This is a genomic window from Sphingomonas sp. H160509 (assembly GCF_024124765.2).
Lineage (GTDB): Bacteria > Pseudomonadota > Alphaproteobacteria > Sphingomonadales > Sphingomonadaceae > Sphingomonas.
In genome coordinates this window covers 2180643-2199464 of sequence record NZ_JAMXSR020000002.1, presented here as the reverse complement: position 1 = coordinate 2199464, position 18822 = coordinate 2180643, and the positions used below count along the sequence as shown (strand labels likewise).

The 18822-nt window shown below is 65.2% G+C and carries 13 protein-coding genes and 6 pseudogenes; 10 read left to right on the top strand and 9 right to left on the bottom strand.

Annotated elements, in window-relative coordinates; all coding sequences use genetic code 11:
• Nucleotides 1-77: 77 nt before the first annotated feature.
• Nucleotides 78-404: a DUF6894 family protein gene (locus tag NHF48_RS25990; protein ID WP_446741152.1), complete on the bottom strand. Its 327-nt coding sequence runs from the start codon at nucleotides 402-404 to the stop codon at nucleotides 78-80.
• 151 nt (nucleotides 405-555) lie between these two features.
• Between NHF48_RS25990 and NHF48_RS12410 the strand changes: the two genes are divergently transcribed.
• From NHF48_RS12410 to NHF48_RS12390, 5 genes and pseudogenes are all read left to right on the top strand, one after another.
• Nucleotides 556-1575, top strand: a complete 1020-nt coding sequence (locus tag NHF48_RS12410; RefSeq protein ID WP_253071289.1) for a fumarylacetoacetate hydrolase family protein — start codon at nucleotides 556-558, stop codon at nucleotides 1573-1575.
• A gap of 140 nt (nucleotides 1576-1715) precedes the next feature.
• Nucleotides 1716-3005: a thiamine pyrophosphate-dependent enzyme gene (locus tag NHF48_RS12405; RefSeq protein WP_056490339.1), complete on the top strand. Its 1290-nt coding sequence runs from the start codon at nucleotides 1716-1718 to the stop codon at nucleotides 3003-3005.
• A 56-nt stretch (nucleotides 3006-3061) separates the two neighbouring features.
• Nucleotides 3062-4069, top strand: a complete 1008-nt coding sequence (locus tag NHF48_RS12400) for an alpha-ketoacid dehydrogenase subunit beta (protein WP_253072416.1) — start codon at nucleotides 3062-3064, stop codon at nucleotides 4067-4069.
• A pseudogene (locus tag NHF48_RS12395) lies at nucleotides 4069-5434 on the top strand (dihydrolipoamide acetyltransferase family protein). The gene NHF48_RS12400 and the pseudogene NHF48_RS12395 overlap by 1 nt, the downstream one beginning before the upstream one ends.
• A 6-nt stretch (nucleotides 5435-5440) precedes the next feature.
• Nucleotides 5441-5665: a hypothetical protein gene (locus NHF48_RS12390; protein WP_253071288.1), complete on the top strand. Its 225-nt coding sequence runs from the start codon at nucleotides 5441-5443 to the stop codon at nucleotides 5663-5665.
• Nucleotides 5666-5772: 107 nt separating this feature from the next.
• Here the strand turns inward: NHF48_RS12390 and NHF48_RS12385 are convergent, their stop codons facing one another.
• The 3 genes from NHF48_RS12385 to NHF48_RS12375 form a co-directional block, all read right to left on the bottom strand.
• A complete protein-coding gene (locus NHF48_RS12385) occupies nucleotides 5773-6570 on the bottom strand; it encodes an SDR family NAD(P)-dependent oxidoreductase (RefSeq protein ID WP_253071287.1) in 798 nt (265 codons plus the stop codon).
• Nucleotides 6571-6703: 133 nt separating this feature from the next.
• A complete protein-coding gene (locus NHF48_RS12380) occupies nucleotides 6704-7900 on the bottom strand; it encodes a thiolase family protein (RefSeq protein WP_253071286.1) in 1197 nt (398 codons plus the stop codon).
• Between the two features lie 65 nt (nucleotides 7901-7965).
• Nucleotides 7966-8925, bottom strand: coding sequence for a glucoamylase family protein (locus tag NHF48_RS12375; protein WP_253071285.1), 960 nt, complete (start codon nucleotides 8923-8925; stop codon nucleotides 7966-7968).
• 80 nt (nucleotides 8926-9005) lie between these two features.
• Between NHF48_RS12375 and NHF48_RS12370 the strand changes: the two genes are divergently transcribed.
• Nucleotides 9006-9131, top strand: coding sequence for a hypothetical protein (locus tag NHF48_RS12370; protein WP_263816851.1), 126 nt, complete (start codon nucleotides 9006-9008; stop codon nucleotides 9129-9131).
• 359 nt (nucleotides 9132-9490) lie between these two features.
• On the opposite strand, the gene NHF48_RS12365 is transcribed toward NHF48_RS12370, so the two are convergent.
• Together NHF48_RS12365 and NHF48_RS12360 are read right to left on the bottom strand one after the other, a co-directional pair.
• On the bottom strand, nucleotides 9491-11023 hold the full coding sequence (locus NHF48_RS12365) for a TonB-dependent receptor domain-containing protein (protein ID WP_446741213.1): 1533 nt from the start codon (nucleotides 11021-11023) through the stop codon (nucleotides 9491-9493).
• Complete coding sequence (locus NHF48_RS12360; RefSeq protein WP_253071284.1) at nucleotides 10980-12437, bottom strand: TonB-dependent receptor; 1458 nt, start codon at nucleotides 12435-12437, stop codon at nucleotides 10980-10982. Before NHF48_RS12360 ends, NHF48_RS12365 begins: the two co-directional genes overlap by 44 nt.
• A 15-nt stretch (nucleotides 12438-12452) precedes the next feature.
• On the opposite strand from NHF48_RS12360, the gene NHF48_RS12355 reads away from it, so the two are divergent.
• A complete protein-coding gene (locus NHF48_RS12355) occupies nucleotides 12453-12734 on the top strand; it encodes a hypothetical protein (RefSeq protein ID WP_253071283.1) in 282 nt (93 codons plus the stop codon).
• A 15-nt stretch (nucleotides 12735-12749) separates the two neighbouring features.
• Nucleotides 12750-13451, top strand: a pseudogene (locus NHF48_RS12350) (enoyl-CoA hydratase/isomerase family protein); the annotation flags it as partial.
• A gap of 182 nt (nucleotides 13452-13633) precedes the next feature.
• Here the strand turns inward: NHF48_RS12350 and gorA are convergent.
• The 3 genes and pseudogenes from gorA to pgi all read right to left on the bottom strand — a co-directional run bounded on the left by gorA (nucleotide 13634) and on the right by pgi (nucleotide 17127).
• Nucleotides 13634-15008 (bottom strand): annotated as a pseudogene (gene gorA, locus NHF48_RS12345) (glutathione-disulfide reductase).
• Nucleotides 15009-15114: 106 nt separating this feature from the next.
• Nucleotides 15115-15492 carry a DUF4174 domain-containing protein gene (locus NHF48_RS12340; RefSeq protein ID WP_253071282.1) on the bottom strand — a complete coding sequence of 126 codons (378 nt, stop codon included), beginning with the start codon at nucleotides 15490-15492 and terminating at the stop codon, nucleotides 15115-15117.
• A 143-nt stretch (nucleotides 15493-15635) separates the two neighbouring features.
• Nucleotides 15636-17127: pseudogene (gene pgi / locus NHF48_RS12335) on the bottom strand (glucose-6-phosphate isomerase).
• A gap of 125 nt (nucleotides 17128-17252) precedes the next feature.
• On the opposite strand from pgi, the pseudogene lepB reads away from it, so the two are divergent.
• Together lepB and rnc are read left to right on the top strand one after the other, a co-directional pair.
• A pseudogene (gene lepB / locus NHF48_RS12330) lies at nucleotides 17253-18063 on the top strand (signal peptidase I).
• A pseudogene (rnc, locus tag NHF48_RS12325) lies at nucleotides 18000-18723 on the top strand (ribonuclease III). Before lepB ends, rnc begins: the two co-directional pseudogenes overlap by 64 nt.
• Nucleotides 18724-18822: the final 99 nt, after the last annotated feature.

The following is an 18822-nucleotide window of genomic DNA, read 5'->3' as shown; positions in this document are numbered from 1 at the left end:
CTCTCCGCATCCAGTGCAGGAGCACTCGTTTCTCGCTGTCACCCTCTCTGGAATAGCGCGTTGCAACAATACGCACCTTATCCCAGGATTGACCGTGCCGACAAAACCCATGTTATGACATTTATGCGGCGATTGCCGGGACCGCGGCGAAAAACGAGGCCCAGCCGTTCGGCTAGCTCGTTTCGTCGATCGTCACCGTGACCGTGAGCAGAACGCTGCCCGCCTCGTTCCGGACGGCTACGCTGAACCGAGCGCCGTCGCGTGCGATCCCCCGGATGATCGCTGAGATAATCACCTGCGAAGATAACCGCCTGAACGCGTGCTTCCTCGTCGTCCGCCAGATTCGTGCCGTCGTCGTCGTTGACGTGTTTATGGTTGTCGATATCGAAGAAGTATCTGGGCATGCTTACCTTCCTCGACCGTTACGCAAGTTCGAACCTATCAGGTCGACATTGGCTCCGCTCTTACCAAAATCAGGTTTGCTGCACGCGGCATGCTCGACTTGAACTCCGTCACGGGCGTAGGATGCGTACAAACATATAGAGGATCCGCCCCATGAAACTGGCCAGCCTGAAGCATCCCGACACCATCCGTGGACGAGACGGCAAGCTCGTGGTCGTCTCCAACGACCTCGCCTGGTATGCCGATGCGAGCCACATCGCGCCGACGCTGCAGGCCGCGCTCGACGACTGGGACCGGCATTCGATCGACCTCAAGAATTTGTCGACCGATCTCGAGCACGAGATGATCCCGATGCGGCGATTCCACGAGCATGATGCCGAGTCGCCCTTGCCGCGTGCGTATCAATGGGCGGATGGCTCGGCCTACGTGAATCATGTTGCGCTCGTACGACAGGCGCGTGCGGCGGAAATGCCCGACAGTTTCTGGCACGATCCGTTGATGTACCAGGGTGGCTCGGACGGGTTCCTCGGGCCCCGCGATCCGATTCCGCTCGCCGACGAGTCCTGGGGTTGTGACATGGAGGGCGAAGTCGTCGTCGTTACCGGCGACGTCCCGCTCGGCGCGAGTCGCGACGAGGCGCTGGCGGCGATCCTGCTGGTCGGGCTGACCAACGACGTCTCCTTGCGCAACCTGATCCCCGGCGAACTCGGCAAGGGCTTCGGCTTCTTCCAGTCGAAGCCGGCCAGCGCGTTCTCGCCCGTCTTCGTCACGCCCGATTCGCTCGGCGACTGGTGGAAGGACGGCAAGCTGCATCGCAAGCTGATGGTCGATCTCAACGGGCAGCCGCTCGGTCGCGCCGAGGCGGGCGAGGACATGACCTTCGATTTCGGCACGCTGGTCGCGCACGCCGCCAAGACCCGGAAGCTGGGCGCGGGAACGATCGTCGGTTCGGGCACCGTCTCGAACCGCGGCCCCGATGGTGGGCCCGGCAAGTCGGTTGCCGAGGGCGGCGTCGGCTATTCCTGTCTCGCTGAAGTCCGGACGATCGAGACGATCCAGGGCGGCAAGCCCGTCACGCCGTTCCTCAAGCAGGGCGATGTCGTGCGGATATGGGCTGAGGACGACAAGCGCCATCCGATCTTCGGGGTCATCGAGCAGACCGTCGGCGGCTGATTCCAACACAGGGGGAGAAAAAATCCGCGCGGCACATCGTGAATGCGCAACTCCCCCCTCGCAATCTGCGTTGAAATTTAATAACAAGCCTCGGTAAGAGTGTTCCGCGGTCACAGCGGCCTCATGGAGATGGAATGACGATGGCAAGCGAGCATCCGCGCGCCAATTTGCAGCCACTTACGCTGCATATCCCCGAGCCGAAGTTCCGCCCCGGCGACGCGGTGGACTTCGCCGAAGTCGACGTGCCGCCCGCTGGCGAGGCACGCCGTCCCGACACCGCGGACAAGGCTTCCGACTTCATCGATCTCGCCTATACGCTGGTCCGCGTGCTCGACGACGACGGCAACGCGGTCGGCCCTTGGGACCCCAAGCTTTCGCCCGACGTGATGCGCCGCATGTTGCGCAGCATGGCGCTGCTCCGTGCGTTCGACGAACGCATGTTCCGCGCGCAGCGGCAGGGCAAGACCAGCTTCTACATGAAGGCGCTGGGCGAAGAGGCGGTCGCGGTCGCGGCGGCGTACGCGCTCGACTACGAGGACATGTGCTTCCCCTCGTACCGCCAGCAGGGGCTGTTGATCGCACGGGGCTGGAGCCTCGTCGACATGATGAACCAGATCTATTCGAACACCGCGGACAGGCTCGGCGGCAAGCAGTTGCCGATCATGTATTCGGTCAAGGAAGCCGGCTTCTTCTCGATCTCCGGCAATCTCACGACACAGTACCCACAAGCCGTCGGCTGGGCGATGGCGTCCGCCGCCAAGGGCGACACGCGGATCGCCGCCACCTGGTGCGGCGAGGGCTCGACCGCGGAGGGCGACTTCCACTCCGCCTGCACGTTCGCCGCGGTCTACCGCGCGCCGGTGATCTTCAACGTCGTCAACAACCAGTGGGCAATCTCGAGCTTCTCCGGTTTCGCTGGCGCGGAGGCGACGACGTTCGCGGCGCGCGCGGTCGGCTACGGGATCGCCGGACTCCGCGTCGACGGCAACGACGCGCTGGCAGTCTATGCCGCGACCGAATGGGCTGCCGAGCGCGCGCGCACCAACCAGGGCCCGACGCTGATCGAGCACTTCACCTACCGCGCGGAAGGCCATTCGACCTCCGACGATCCCGGCCAGTATCGCAGCGAGGGCGAACCCAACGCCTGGCCGCTCGGCGACCCGATCAAGCGCCTCAAGGACCATCTCATCGCGATCGGCGAATGGGACGAGGAGCGCCACGCGGCACAGGACAAGGAGCTCGCCGAGCAGGTCAAGGCTGCGCAGAAGGAAGCCGAGAAGAACGGCATCCTCGGCCACGGCCTGCACCAGCCGCTGGAGTCGCTGTTCGACGGCGTGTTCGAGGAACTGCCGTGGCATCTTAAGGAGCAGCGCCAGCAGATGCTCGATGAAGAAACGGCCAGCGGCCGTCCATGGGATCGCAAGGCATGAGCGACATGATCAAGGGACCCGAGTCCGAGGCCACGGACGCCGAACCCACCACGCGCATGAACATGATCCAGGCGATCAACTCCGCCATGGACATCATGATGGAGCGCGACCCCGACGTGATCGTTATGGGCGAGGACGTCGGCTATTTCGGCGGCGTCTTCCGCGCGACCGCCGGGCTTCAGGCCAAGCACGGCAAGACGCGCGTGTTCGACACCCCGATCACCGAATGCGGCATCATCGGCGTCGCGGTCGGCATGGGCGCCTACGGCCTGCGTCCCGTCCCCGAGATCCAGTTCGCAGACTATATCTACCCGGCGCTCGACCAGCTCGTCTCCGAAGCTGCGCGCCTGCGCTACCGCTCGGCCGGCGAGTTCACCTCGCCGATCACGGTGCGCTCGCCGTTCGGCGGCGGCATCTTCGGCGGCCAGACGCACAGCCAGTCGCCGGAAGGGCTTTTCACCCATATGTCGGGTATCAAGACGGTGATCCCGTCGACGCCCTATGACGCCAAGGGCCTGCTGATCGCCGCGATCGAGGACAATGATCCGACGCTCTTCTTCGAGCCCAAGCGCATCTACAACGGCCCGTTCGACGGATACTGGGATCGCCCGTCGCAGAACTGGTCGAAGCATCCGGCCGGCGAAGTCCCGACCGGCTATTACAAGATCGAACTCGGCAAGGCGAAGATCGTCCGCGCCGGCGAGGCGCTCACCATCCTCGCCTACGGCACGATGGTCCATGTCTGCACGGCCGTCGTCGCCGAGGCCGGGATCGATGCCGAGATCGTCGACCTGCGTACGCTCGTCCCGCTCGATATCGAGACGATCGAGGCGTCGGTGAAGAAGACCGGTCGCTGCATGATCGTCCACGAGGCGACTCGCACCAGCGGCTTCGGCGCGGAGCTGTCGGCGATCGTCCAGGAACGCTGTTTCTACCATCTCGAGGCGCCGATCGAGCGCGTGACCGGGTTCGACACGCCGTACCCGCACAGCCTCGAATGGGCCTATTTCCCGGGGCCGGTCCGCATCGGCGAAGCCCTGAAAAAGATCATGAAGGACGCATAATGGCCCGCTTCACCTTCAAGCTGCCGGACATCGGCGAAGGCATCTCCGAGGCCGAGATCGTCGCGTGGCACGTCGCCATCGGCGACCGCGTCGAGGAGGATTCCCCGATCGCCGACATGATGACCGACAAGGCCACCGTGGAGATGGAGTCGCCGGTAACCGGCGTCGTCGTCGAACTCGCGGGCGAAGTCGGCGATCAGGTGTCGATCGGCGCCGCGCTCGTGGTGATCGAGACGGACGCAGTGGACGCCGCGGACGAAGTCGTCGCCGCGCCGCTGACCTCGGCCCAGGCCGAAACCGCCGAACAATACGAAGCCGAAAACCCGGGCGTCGAAGAGGTAGTCGAGGCAACTCCCTCTCCCCTCCGGGGGAGAGGGTCGGGGTGAGGGGCAGCCCCAAGCGGAAACGCCGGCAACTGCCTCAGCCCCTCACCCCAGCCCTCTCCCCCGCAGGGGAGAGGGAGCAGAAGGGCGCCACTCCGGCAGGCGACACGGAGCAAAAAGGCGCACGCGCTCGCGTCACCCGCGGTACGCGCCCGCGCCCGCGATCTCGGCATCGACCTCGCCTCCGTCAAATCCGACTCCGACCGAGTCCGCCACGCCGACCTCGACGCCTACCTCCGCTACGGCGCCGGCGAAGGCTACCACCCCCCGCACGCCAGCCGCGCCCGCGAAGACCAGCCCATCAAGGTCATCGGCATGCGTCGTCGCATCGCCGAGAACATGGCCGCCTCGAAGCGCGCCATCCCGCACTTCACCTATGTCGACGAGATCGACGTCACCGCGCTGGAGGCGATGCGCGCCGACCTCAATGCCAACCGCGGCGGCCGCCCCAAGCTGACGATGCTGCCGCTGATGATCGTCGCGATCTGCAAGACGATCCCCGACTTCCCGATGCTCAACGCGCGCTACGACGACGAGGCCGGCGTGGTCACGCGGCACGGCGCCATCCATCTCGGCATGGCCGCACAGACCGACGCCGGGCTCACCGTCCCCGTGATCCGCGACGCACAGGACCGCAACGTCTGGCAGCTCGCCACCGAGATCACCCGCCTCGCCGAAGCCGCGCGCGCCGGCAAGCTCGCCCCCCAGCGAGATGGGCGGCGGCACGATCACGGTAACCTCGCTCGGCCCGCTCGGCGGCATCGCCACGACCCCGGTCATCAACCGCCCCGAAGTCGCGATCATCGGCCCCAACAAGATCGTCGAACGCCCCGTCTTCAAGGGCGACGAGGTAGTCCGCGCCAAGCTCATGAACCTGTCGATCAGCTGCGACCACCGCGTCGTCGACGGCTGGGACGCGGCAAGCTTCGTCCAGGGTCTCAAGAAGTACCTCGAAACCCCCGTCCTGCTCTTCGCCGACTGAGCGCGCATGAAGGGCATGCATCGCGGAGACCTGACGATCGAGGGTAAATTCGAGGGCATGCTCGACGGCACCGCGATCGTCCCGGCGGGCGCCACCGCCGAGATCGCCGGGATTATCGACGGCACGCTGATCGTCGAACCCGGCGCGATCGTGCTCGTCAGCGGCATGGTCGACGGCGAGATCGTCGATCATGGCGGTCAGATCACCATAACCGGCATGGTCAGCCGCTAACCGCCGGCCGCCCACGCCTTACCAAGTGAGTGCCAAAACAATCCTTCCCCGCCAGGGGGAGGTGGCAGGCAAAGCCTGACGGAGGGGGCGGCACGCGAGGCCGATGTTCAGGCCCCCTCAACCCGAGTCACCCGCGAGCTTTCTGCAAAGACCCCGCGATACGTCGCGCAATACTCCGCGGCGTAAACCGTATCCCCCGCCGCCATCGCGAAGTTCAGCGCACCGGACACCTTCACCGCGCGGTTTGCGGCCAGCGCCGCCAACCCGTCACGCACCACCGCCGCCGGATCGCTCGCCAATCGCTCGAACAGCGCGGTATCGCCGAGCCCCGCCACATCGGCGAACTCGGTCCGCGTAGGCCCGGGGCACAGCGCCGCCACACGCACGCCCTTGCCCTTCACCTCCTCGTGCAGCGCTTCGGAAAAGCTCAGCACGAACGACTTGCTCGCATAATAGACCGCCATCCACGGCCCCGGCTGGAACGACGCGACCGAGGCGAGGTTGAGGATCCCGCCCGATCCACGCGCGATCATCTGCGGCAGCACGGCATGCGTCAGCGCCACCAGCGCACGGCAATTCAGGTCGATCATGCCCAGTTGCAGCGCGCTATCCAGCTCCGCGAAATCACCCCGCGCACCGAACCCGGCATTGTTGATCAGCACGTCGATCGGCAACGCCGCGGCTGCGATGGCAGCAATGAGCGTGTCCGGACCAGCCTGATCCGCAAGATCGGCGGCCAACACATGCACCGTAACGCCGTGCGCCGCACGCAGTTCGGTCGCCAGCGCCTCCAACCGATCGACCCGACGCGCCGTCAGGATCAGCGCATTGCCCTCGGCCGCAAGCGCCCGCGCAAAGCCTTCGCCCAACCCCGCCGATGCGCCAGTGATCAATGCCGTCGTCATAGCTCGCATCCCCATCCGAGAAGCCACGAACCTGCGCCGCCGCCAATGTCTTGGCAACAACACCCTCTCCCATCGGGGAGAGGGGAAGGGGCCCGCGGCCTCTTCGCCGTGGGAAGGGTGAGGGGCGCCCGCGTCAAACGGTCTCGAACAACCCCGCCGCGCCCATGCCCCCCGCGGTGCACATCGACACCACGACATAGCGCACCCCGCGCTTGCGTCCCTCGATCAGCGCATGCCCGACCAGCCGCGACCCCGTCATGCCGAACGGATGCCCCACCGCGATCGCACCACCGTTGACGTTGTACTTCTCCGGATCGATCCCGAGGAAATCGCGACAATACAGGCACTGCGACGCGAACGCCTCGTTCAGCTCCCACAGCCCGATGTCCCCGACCGACAACCCCGCCCGTTCGAGCAGTTTCGGAATCGCGAAGATCGGCCCGATCCCCATTTCCGCCGGGCTGCACCCCGCCGCCTGGAACCCGCGATAGATCCCCAGGATATCCTTGCCCTCGGCCTCTGCGGTCCTGCGATCCATCAGCAGTTGCGCAGAAGCCCCGTCCGACAACTGGCTCGCATTGCCCGCAGTCACGCTCGACCCCGGCCCCGAGAACTCGCCGCCCGGCCAAACCGTCTTCAGCCCGCGCAATCCATCCAGCGTCGTCCCCGCGCGAATGCCCTCGTCCTGCGACAAGGTGACGCTCTCGATCCCGGCATGCGCGCCCTGCTTGTCGTACAGCGCCTTCTCGACGGTGATCGGCACGATCTCCTCGGCAAATGCCCCGCTCTCCAGTCCCGCGGCGGCTCGCTGCTGGCTCATCGCGGCATAGGCATCCTGCGCTTCACGGCTGATACCGTATTTTTCCGCGACGATCTCCGCGGTCTCGATCATCGGGATATACGCCGCCGGCTCCTTTGCCACGACGCTCGCATTGACGAACCGCGGCGCGTCCTTCGTCACGGTGTAGCTGATCGACTCCATCCCGCCCGCCAGCGCGACATCCGCCTCGTCGCACATGATCGTCCGCGCCGCGAGCGCCACCGCGGTCAGCCCCGACCCGCACTTCCGGTCGAGCGTGAACGCCGGCACCGACTCCGGCAGCCCGCCTGCAAAGATCGCCATCCGCCCAGCGTTGCCGCCCTGCGTGCCCCATTGATTGCCGACACCCCAGAACACCTCGTCGATCCGCGCCGGATCTACCCCTGCGCGCTCGACGACGGCGTTCATCACGTGCCCCGCCAGCACCGGCGCCTCGGTCGCGTTGAACGCACCCCGATACGCCTTGCCGATAGCGGTACGGGCAGTCGAGACGATGGCGGCTTCACGCATGCTGGAACCTTTCGAGGATCGGGTATGCACTCGACCTAGGCGTTCCGGCGCAACGGCGAAACCCCTTAAGGAACGCGCGCGAGCCATCCCCCGGTAAATCCGGCACGGTCCAGCCCGCGTCGGATATGCGGGTTCCGCCGCATCGTGTTCCAGACCAGCCCGGTTCGCCAATTCTCGATCATCGCGACGATCGGCCCCTGGTCGATCCCGAGATAGTCGATGTCGACCCAGCCCACGCCGGGCACGATCCGACCATGCTTGAGCGGTTCGCCCATCTCGGTCAGCGTCGGGTTGAAGGCGTCGAAGAACCCGTATTTGCCGTAGATCCCCCTGCCGTAGCGATCGTGCATCGCGGTGATCGTGGGGATGACGAGATCCGGCGCAAACACGATCGACCCGACCGCAGCGGTAGGTGCGAGCGTACCGTCGTCACGGGCGCCGGGGCCGCGTTCGGAGTAACTGAAGAACTCCCGCGCCCGCCCGCCGATCGTTGCCTTGAAATCGCCCGGCCCGTCGCACGCGGTCAGTCCCCAGATGTCGGGGCCATAGCCTGCGAACCCACCCGCATTGGCGATCGCATAGTCGCGCTGCGCGATCGTCGCGCGCTTGCTGTTCTCGAAATAATCGATCCCCTTGGTCGCGATATACGCGTCGCGGATATCGCGGAAATCGACCCAGACATGGCTGTACTGGTGCACGAACATCGGCGGATAATGGAGATGATCGCCGCGCCACGACGGCTCGAACTTCTCGGTCAGCGCGCCCCAAGTCGACGGCGGCAGCGGATGCGTCGGCGATCCCAGCGCGAGCAGATACATCAGCATCCCCTCGTTGTAGATGTTCCAGTCGCTCGGGATGAAGCCGCTCTCGGGATGCCAGCCCATCGACAGGAACGGCGCACGCGGCGTGATCCACGTCCAGTCGACTGCGCCGTAGATCTGGTCGGCGAGCGCGCGGATCCGCTGTTCCTCGGGGTGATCGCCATCGAACCAGCTCTGCGCGAACAGCATCCCGCCGAGCAGCAACGCGGTATCGATCGTCGACAGTTCCGCGCGGGCGAACCGCTGGCCCTTGGTGATGCCGAGGAAGTGGTAGAAGAATCCCCTTGTACCCGCTGTTGCCGGTCGGCTCGGGGCCCATCGGTGCGATCGCGAAGAACTCCATCGTCGCCAGCGTCCGCTTGCGCGCCTGTTCGCGCGTGATCCAGCCGTTGACGACGCCGATCGGATAGGCGGTCAACGCGAACCCGACCGCGGCGATCGACGAGAAGGACGGCGTCGGCCAGCGATCGAGCGCCAGCCCGGTGACCGGATCGGTCGTATCCCAGAAATACAGGAAAGCCCGCTCCTGCAGATTGTCGATCAGCGGGTTGGCGGACGGCGGCGGTGCAGGCGGCGCCGTGCCTGTAACGCTCTGGATCGCCTTGACCAGCGGCCGCCCGACCGATGTGCATCCCGCGGCAAGTCCACCGAGCGAGATTGCCCCGGTGCCGAGAAACTGCCGTCGATCAAGCATCCGAACTCCTGATCAAGGAACGCCACGACCATGAGGTCAGGCGGGCGACTGGAAGGGTCGCCCGTCCTTAACGCATCAGAACCTGTAACCAACCCTGAACTGGATCCGGCGCGGGAGGGTCAGGAGGTTGGTCGGCGCGTTGGTCGTGCGGTCGAACGAATAGGTCTGGCCAACCCCGAGATAGCCCGCATAGCCGTCGTAGTTCTTGTTGTTGAACGCGTTCAGCAGGTCGACGGCGAGATTGATATTGTGCGTATTGAAGATCTTGACGTTGTTCTGGAGTGTTAAATTGACCTCGCAGAAGCCGAACAGACTGCCGAGGCAGTTCTTGGGGCGATACAGCGACCGGATCACCTGCTGGTTGACGCTGGTACCGGCCGACTGATCCTGCAACTGGAACGCGGTGCCGCTGCCCAGGGTCGTCAGCGTCGAGAACTGGAAGCCGAGCGGGAGATCGGCGATCCCCGACAGGACGATCCGGTGGCGCTCGTCCTGCCCGGCGATCGGCCGCCAGCCATATTGGTCGGGCGTCGCCTTATCGAGGCTGAACAGGTCGCCCCCGTCCTGCTCGGCCTTCGACAGCGTGTAGGCGATGTTGACACCCCAACCCGACGACGGCGTGTAATCCTTGTCGATCGTGACGAGCAGCGCCTTGTAGCGAGTCCGCAGCCCGTCATAGCCGATCAGCACGTTGCCGAAGCCGTTCGCGCGCGGCACGGTGGTATCGCAGCACGACCCGTCGACGTTACGCGTCGCGAACAAATGCGTGTAGCCGTTCTGCCCGCGAACGTACGAGCCCGTCACCGATGCGCGGAAGATGCCGAACTTCTGGCGCAGGCCAAGGCTGAACTGATCGGTCGATGGCGCCTTGGCGTTGTTCTTGACCGCGAACAGATCGGGCTGCCCGGTCTGCGCACTATCGCGTAGCGCCAGAAGGCCGTCGCGGGTCAGGTATTTTGGGTCCCACTTGACCGTCGGCGTGCCGTCGCGCGGCAATCCATCGCGCGAGAAATTGAAGTTGCCGGTCTGGTATTGCAGGCGGAATTGTTCGTCGAGCGTGTTGTTGAAGACGTTGCGATCATAATATTTGCCATAGCCGCCGAACAGCACGGTGCGTTGGTCATCGTTGAAATCATAGCTGAAGCCGATCCGCGGCTGGAACATGTCCTTCCGCGTCGGACGATCGGTGCCGTCGGTGATGTAGTTCGCCGGGTCGAAATACTCGGTCCTCGGAAGGGCGTTCAACGTCGCGACCGCCGCTGCGGGGGTGCGATATTTGTTGTTGAACAGGTTGCTCTCGTAGTCCCAGCGCAGGCCGATGTTGATCTGTAGCTTGTCGGTGACGTCCCAATCGTCCTGAATGTACGCGCCCAGCTGCGAATTGGAGGCGATGATCCGCGGGTTGCCGACACCAAGCTGCGCCTGCGCCGGGAAGCTGAAATCGAGTCCCTTGGTCGCGTCGTTCTGGAAGAAGTAGCGCGGCTGGACGAAGAAGTTCTTGGTGAAATCGTAATCCTGGAATGCGAACCGCAGGCCGCCCTTGATCGCGTGGTTCTGCAGTCCGTTATACGTCAGGTCGTCGCGCAGGACATAGCTCTGCTGGCTGATCCGCTGCGTCGAATCCTTGCCGCCGAAGGTGATGACGCCCCTGATATTCGAAGCTTGGATCGTCGGGGTTCAGCGAGGAAGGATTATATACCGCATCGAGATACGTCAGGTTAGCTTCGTTGACGAAGCTGTCGCCGGTGTACGTCCATTTATAGGTATAGGTGTCGGTCTTGTTGATCTTGTTGACCGCCGCCGAATACGCGATGTTGGCGGAGCCGAAATTGGCGCCGAAGCCCGAGACGTCGGTCTCTTGGCGACGGCTGAACGACAGGTCGAACACCTGGCGCTCGTCGGGGGTGAAGGTCAGCTTGCCGAAGTAGAAATCGCCGCGATACGGGCTGACATAGGTGCCTTCATACTGGCCGAACCGGGCGAGGTTTTCCGGTGTGCGCTGGCCGACCGTCACGCTCGATGCACGGTTCTGGTCGTTGCCTTCGTACGCGCCGAAGAAGAACAGCTTGTCCTTGATGATCGGGCCACCCAGCGAGATGCCGTATTGCTTGCGTTCGAACTTCGGCTTGCCGCGATCGGCACGCTGATCGAGGATGTTGGCCGCGGTCAGGCTGCGATCGGTATATTGGCCGAACGCTTCGCCGTGGAAATCGTTGGTGCCCGACTTGGTGACCGCGGTGATGATCGCCGACCCGGCCTGTTCGTATTCGGCCTTGTAGTTCTGCGTCAGCACGCGGAACTCGCCGACCGCGAGCTGCCCGAACGGGTTGCCGCGGCTGTCGGTCTGGCCGGCGATCCCGCCCAGCGTCTGGCTCTTCAGGCTGGTGCCGTCGATGAAGACGTTGACCTGGCTGGCGGGAGAGGCGCCGGCGGTAATGCCCTTGTTGGTCTCGCTGTCGTTGTAGCGGACGCCGGGCGCGAGGGCCGCGAACGTCAGGAAGTTGCGGTCGCCCTGCGGCAGGATGCGGATCTGGCTCTGGCTGACGTTGGTCGCGACTTCGGACGTTTTCGTCTCGACCAGGCGTCCGGCGGTGACGACGATGTCGCCGCCGTCATTGGCAGCACCGCCGGTGGTCGCGTCCGTCTGCGTGGTGGACGCGGGCGCGGGTGCGGCCAGGACGGCGTCGAGCGTCGCCGATTGTCCGACGCCGACCGAGATCCGTTGCACCGAGACGTCGCCGTTCGGTCCGGTGACCGTGATCGTGTAGGGCGCCGGGCGCAGGCCGTTGAGGATGTAGCTGCCGTTCGCGCTGCTCGTGGCGCGGAAGGTCTGGTTGGTGCTGGTATTCACCGCCACCACGGTAGCGCCGGCCACTGCCGCGCCCGCCGCATCGCGGACCTGTCCGCGGATAGCGGCGGTCGTCGTCTGCGCGGTCGCGGTGGTCGGCAGGGCGACTGCCGATCCAAGAACCGTCGTCGTCACCAGCGCAGCGCGCAGCGCCGCGACCATCATGGTCTTCATGTCGAATAGTCCCCTGTGCTGGACGGGATCGGCAAATGGCTGGGCACAATCGGGGCCGTCCTGCCGATGGCAGTGCCGAATGCTGCTGCTCGCGACGGTCGCGACCCCATGCCCTGGACCTCTCCGGTTGCCGCTCCCGATGAAGACGGCCCCGGCGCCATGATCTTTGTCGCGCTGCCGGGATCGAGGCTCTACGCTCGCTTCTCGAACTCTGCCAATGGCTGGAAGACGTCGGGCGTGGATTCGGCGACGGTCCGTGTCATAATCGCCACAATCCATGTTTGCGGCCCATATTAGCCGCGTTCGACAGTAATGAGGCCGAAGATGACCAATGATCCCTTGGGTTTTTCCGGCGTCGACGTCATCCGAGACGGGCATGTCGCGATCGTCACGTTCGCGCGGCCGCCGCACAACTTTGCCGATCTCGCGCTGATCGAGGCGATCGGCGCCGCGTTCGCCGCCGCGGATGCCGACCGCGACGTGCGCGCGATCGTGCTGCAATCCGAGGGCAAGGTGTTCTGTGCGGGCGCGGACCTCGTCAACGCCAATCCGGTTGCCGCGGAGCGGCCCGAGGGCGAGCGCAACCCGTTCTACGTCGCCGCCGCCAAGCTGTTCGCGGTCGAGACGCCGGTCGTCGCCGCGATCCAGGGTGCCGCGGTCGGGGCAGGGCTCGGCCTCGCGCTCGTCGCCGATTTCCGCGTGGCCTCGCCCGATGTGAAGTTCGTCGCCAACTTCGTCCAGATCGGCTTCCACCCCGGCTTCGGCATCTCCGCAGTACTGGAACGCGTGATCGGTCGCCAGCGCGCGCTGCTGATGACCCTGACCGCGCGCCGTATCCGCGCCGAGCAGGCGGAGGCCTGGGGGCTGGCGGACGCAGTCGTTCCGGCGGACCAGTTGCGGGCGGAAGCGCTGTCCCTCGCAAAGGAGATCGCGGCGGGTGCGCCGCTGGCGGTCGCCTCAACCCGAAAGACGATGCGCGGAGACCTGTTCGCGCTGGTCCAGTCACAGACCGATCACGAACTCGCCGAACAGGCCTGGTTGCAAAAAGACCAACGACTTCGCCGAGGGTGTACGCGCCGTCAGCGAGCGCCGTCCCGGCAATTTCACCGCCACCTGACGTGTTCCCCCGCGAAGGCGGGGGCCCAGACTGGGCTACCGCCTTCGCGGGGGAACACGCTTGAAGCGGGGTCGCCCCCTCACTTCATCAAGACAAGTTCTTCGGCCATCGTCGGATGCAGCGCGACCGTCGCATCAAAATCGGCCTTGGTCAGCCCGGCCTTCACCGCGACCGCAGCCGATTGCAGGATCTCCGGACAGTCCGGCCCGATCATGTGGATGCCAACCACCCGGTCGGTCTCGCCATCGCAGATCATCTTGTACAGCGACCGCTCGTTGCGGCCCGCCAGCACGTTCTTCATCGGCCGGAAGTCGCTCGAATACACCCTTACCGAGCCAAGTGCTTCCCGCGCCTGCGACTCGGTCATGCCGACGCCGGCCATCGGCGGATGGCTGAACACCGCGGCGGGCACGTTGGCATAATCGACCCGCGTCGGCTTGTTGCCATAGAAGGTATCGGCAAACGCCTGCCCCTCGCGGATCGCGACCGGGGTCAGCTGGATCCGGTTGGTGACGTCGCCGACCGCGAAGATCGAAGCGCAGCTCGACTTGTTGTCCTCATCGACGATCACCGCGCCCGCTGCGTCCATCTCGACGCCCGCGGTTTCGAGCCCGAGGCCCTTAGTGTTGGGCAAACGACCGGTCGCGAACATCACGAGGTCGACGACGATCGGTTCGTGCCCGCTCATCTTGACCGTCAGGCAGCCATCCGAGTCCTTCTCGATGCTCTCGAACGCAGCGTTGAACCGAAAATCGATGCCCTTGCTCATCGATATCTGGAGCAGCCGGTCGCGGATCGATCTCGTCATAGCCGCGCAGGATCACGTCGGTCCGGTTGACCAACGTGACGTGCGAGCCGAACTGGTGGAAGATCCCGGCGAACTCGTTGGCGATATAGCCCGCGCCCGCGATCAGCACCCGCTTCGGCACGTCGTCGAGATGGAAGACCTCGTTCGAGGTGATGCCGTGCTCCGAGCCGGGGAACTCCGGGGTCAAGGGATGCGCACCGACCGCGATCAGGATCTTTGCGGCGGTCTTCGTGGTGCCATCGGCGAGCGTGACTTCATTCGGCCCCGATACGATCGCGCGCTGGTGGATGATGTCGACATGATTGTTCTGCAGCGTGGTCGTGTAGGCGCCGTTGATCCGGTCGACCTCCTCCATCACGTTGTCGCGCAACGTCGGCCAGCTGAACGCGCAATTGTCGGGCACCTGCCAGCCGAACCGCTTGGCGTCCTTCAGGTCCTCGGCAAAATGCGCGCCGTAGATCAGCAGCTTCTTCGGCACGCAGCCACGGATAACGCAGGTGCCGCCGACCCGATACTCTTCCGCGACCGCGACGCGTGCCCCGTGCGCGGCGGCGACGCGCGAGGCTCGTGTACCGCCCGAGCCTGCGCCGATGACGAAGAGGTCGTAGTCGAATTGGGTATCGGTCGCGGATGTGGTGTCGGTCACGGGCAGTCCTCGTAAGTCGCGTGCCGCGGGGCGGCTTTGCATGCCATCTGGGGCAGGGGGCGCGGGGCGGCAACCCCAGCGCGGCGATCACGCTGATCGCCTCAGCCTATCGCTGCCCCGCCTTGCGCATCGGCATCGCGTCGATCGTCGCCTCCAGTGCCGTGGCGGGGAAGGGCTTGGCGCTACGCAGTTTCTCGCCGCCGTCCTTGCCGATGAGGATCGCGGTGAAAGTGGCGGGCAGGTGGTATTTGCGGCGAAGCGCTGCTGCTGGGTCTCTCGCGCCACGAACCGTGTCCCCAACGATTTCCACGATAGTGAGATCGCGGGCGGAGGCGTTGGTTTTCCACGCAGCAAGGGTGCGGCGTTGTTCGGCGAGCTCCGCGTCTCCCGCGGTCGCGGCGGAGACAATCAATATCCGCCGTTCCCACTTCATCTGCGCGACGGTGGGTGAGGCTGGGAGCGCGATGGCAAGGAGTAGAGGCATGAGGATGTAACGCCTCAGCCCCTCCAGTTCTCCCGCGCCCTCTAGTTCTCCCGCGAAGGCGGGAGCCCAGGATCACGAGCGCTGTGGCTGGTATCTGGGCCCCCGCCTCCGCGGGGGAACAAGAAAGAGGTTTCCTCCCGGAATTACCCAAAGGCGCGCTTGATCAGGTCGTCCGTCGAAGGATCGAACGTCTGCCCGCCCTTCTCCGCGGCCTTCGCCATTTCCTTCCCCAGCTCGACCCCCGAACTGGTCGAACGAATTGATCCCCAGCAGCACGCCGTTCACGAACACCCGGTGCTCGTAAAACGCGATCAGCGCCCCCAGCGTCCGCGCATCCAGATCATCGAGCAGCAACGTCGAAGACGGCCGATCGCCCGAATAGCTTCGCGCCGGATCCTCGACCTGCTTGCCCGCCATCAACGCAGCACCCTGCGCGAACGCGTTCAGCAGCAGCGCCCGGTGATGCTCTTCCGGCAAAGTATCGCCCGGCTCGATCACCGCGATGAACTCGACCGGCACCAGATGCGTACCCTGGTGGAGCAACTGGAACACCGCATGCTGCGCCTCGGTGCCGACGCCACCCCAGGTGATCGCCGCCGAAGGACGCCCGAGCGGCTGCCCGTCGACCGTCACAGACTTGCCGTTCGACTCCATCTCCAGCTGCTGGAGATAGCTCGGCAGCAACCGCAACCGCTCGTCATACGCGAACGGCGCACGCGTCTCGGCATGGCGGATCTGCGTGTAATACAGGTCCGCAAACGCCGCGAGCGCCGGCGCGTTCTCATGCAGCGCCGACAGCCGGAAATGCCGATCCATCTCAGCCGCACCCTCGAGCAGTTCCTCGAACCGGTCCCACCCCAGCGCGATCGCCGCCGGGAAACCGATCGTCGACCACAGCGAATAGCGCCCACCGACGCTCTCCGCGAACGGCAGGATACGCGTCTCGTCGACACCCCATTCCATCGCCTTTTCGGGCGACGCGGTCAGCGCGATCACGCGGCCATACGGGTCCTCGACATTATGCTCGGTCATCCACTGCAGCACGCTTTCGGCGTTCATCAGCGTCTCGGTCGTGGTAAACGTCTTCGATGCGACCACGAGCAACGTCGCCGCCGGATCGAACTTCGCGAACACGTCCTCCAGCGCGACGCCGTCGACATTGGCGACGATCGCCACGTCATACCGCTTGTCGTCACGCCCCAGCGCATCAACCAGCAACTGCGGCCCCAGCGCCGACCCACCGATCCCGACGTGCAGGATATGCCGCACCGGGCCGAGCGCTTCCGCCTCGATAGCATCGATCAGCGTCCGCATCCGCTGGTGACTCGCCTGCGCGATCGCGACGCTCTCGGGCTTGCCCTCGCCGCGCTCGGCGGTGTGCTCGACCGCGCGGCCCTCGGTGACGTTGACGACCTCGCCCGAGAACAGTGCTTGGCGCTTGCCCGATAGGTCCTGTGCCTTCGCCATCTCCTCGAACGCCGTCACCATGTCCGTCGTCAGGTGCGTCTTCGACCAGTCGAAGTGGATCCCCGCGACATCGAGGCTCAGCTTCGAGAGACGCTCCGAGTCCGCTGCGAACAGGTCGGTCAGCTTGGTGGCGGGCAGGGCTTCGATCTTGGACCAGTCGGCGGTCATGCTACTTCTCCGAATAGACGTGCGCGCCGGTCATGCTGCAAGCGCGAGACCGCGACAACGCTCTTTCGGTGACACGTATCCCGCACACGCTTGACGATAGGCGCAGGTTGAGCAAACCCGCGCGGATGGCAAATGACGTGAAGACCAAACCCGTACGTTCCGAAACGAGCGAAACGTTCCGCTTCCTGCTCAAGCTGGCCGTGATCGTGCTGATCCTGCGCAGCTTCATCTTCGCGCCGTTCAGCATCCCGTCCGAATCGATGCTGCCCCGGCTGCTGATCGGCGACTATCTCTTCGTGTCGAAGTGGAACTACGGCTATTCGCGCTGGTCGCTTCCCGCCGGTATCCCGCTGATCCCCGGTCGCATCTTCGGCAGCACGCCGACCCGCGGCGACGTCGTCGTCTTCCGCGCGCCCGAAGTGCTCGACCACGACGTCATCAAGCGCGTCATCGGCCTCCCCCGGCGAGACCGTCCAGATGCGCCAGGGCACTGTCTACCTCAACGGCAAGGCAATCCCGAAGCTCCGCATCGCCGACTTCACGATCCCGCTGACCGAGAATTTCAACGCTGAGAAATGCGGCGCGCCGTTCGTCGACGTCGTCGCAAACGTCCAGATCTGCCGGTACCCGCGCTTCCGCGAAACCTTGCCCGGCGGCCGCAGCTACGAAGTCCTGGACCAGGCCGAACTCCCCGATCGCGACGACACCGGGCTCTACACGATCCCCGCCGGCCACATCTTCGTGATGGGCGACAACCGCGACGACAGCGGCGACAGTCGGTTCCCCGCGCCGCAGGGCATGGGATACGTCCCGCTCGAAAACGTCGAGGGCAAGGCGGTCGTCAACTTCTTCTCGACCGACGGCGATGCCGAATGGCTGAAGCCCTGGACCTGGGTCAGTGCCGCGCGCTGGAGCCGTATCGGGGAAGGCTTTTGAGCGACCTCGCCGGCTGGCTGAAGACGCTCTTCGGCCGCGCACCGACCAACCTCGCCCCCTATGAGCGCGCGCTGACGCACGGCAGCCAGGCGGCGGCGAACTACGAACGGCTCGAGTTCCTAGGCGACCGCGTCCTCGGCCTGATCATCGCCGAATGGCTCTACGAACTGTTCGCCACAGACCCCGAGGGCTCGCTGTCGAAACGCCTCAACGCGCTCGTCACCGGTCCTGTCTGCGCCGACGTAGCGCGCGAACTCGGCGTCCGCGCGCATCTGAAACTCGGCAAGCAAGCCCGCGACGACGGCGCGAGCGACAGCGACAACGTACTCGGCGACGTAATGGAAGCGCTGATCGGCGCCTGGTACCAGGAAGCCGGCCTAGACGCCGCGCGCAAGTTCGTCCGCGGCGCCTGGGGAGACAGGGTGCAAGCCGGCGCAAAAGCCCCGCAACACCCCAAGTCCGCCCTCCAGGAATGGGCCGCCGCCCACAACCGCAAGCCCCCCGAATACATCATCGTCGAACGCACCGGCCCCGGCCACGCCCCCCAAATTCACGATGCTCGTCTCGGTCGGCAAACTCGCCGAAGCGACCGCGACGGGCTCCAGCAAACAGGAAGCCGAAACCGCGGCGGCCAAGGCATTGCTCGAGAAGCTCGGCTAAGAAGGTTTTGTTCGCGCAGAGGCGCAGAGGACGCGGAGATGGTGCGATCGGGGCAAGGTCGTGCCCGGCAAGACACCGATTATTCGGCGGCGTTTGGTT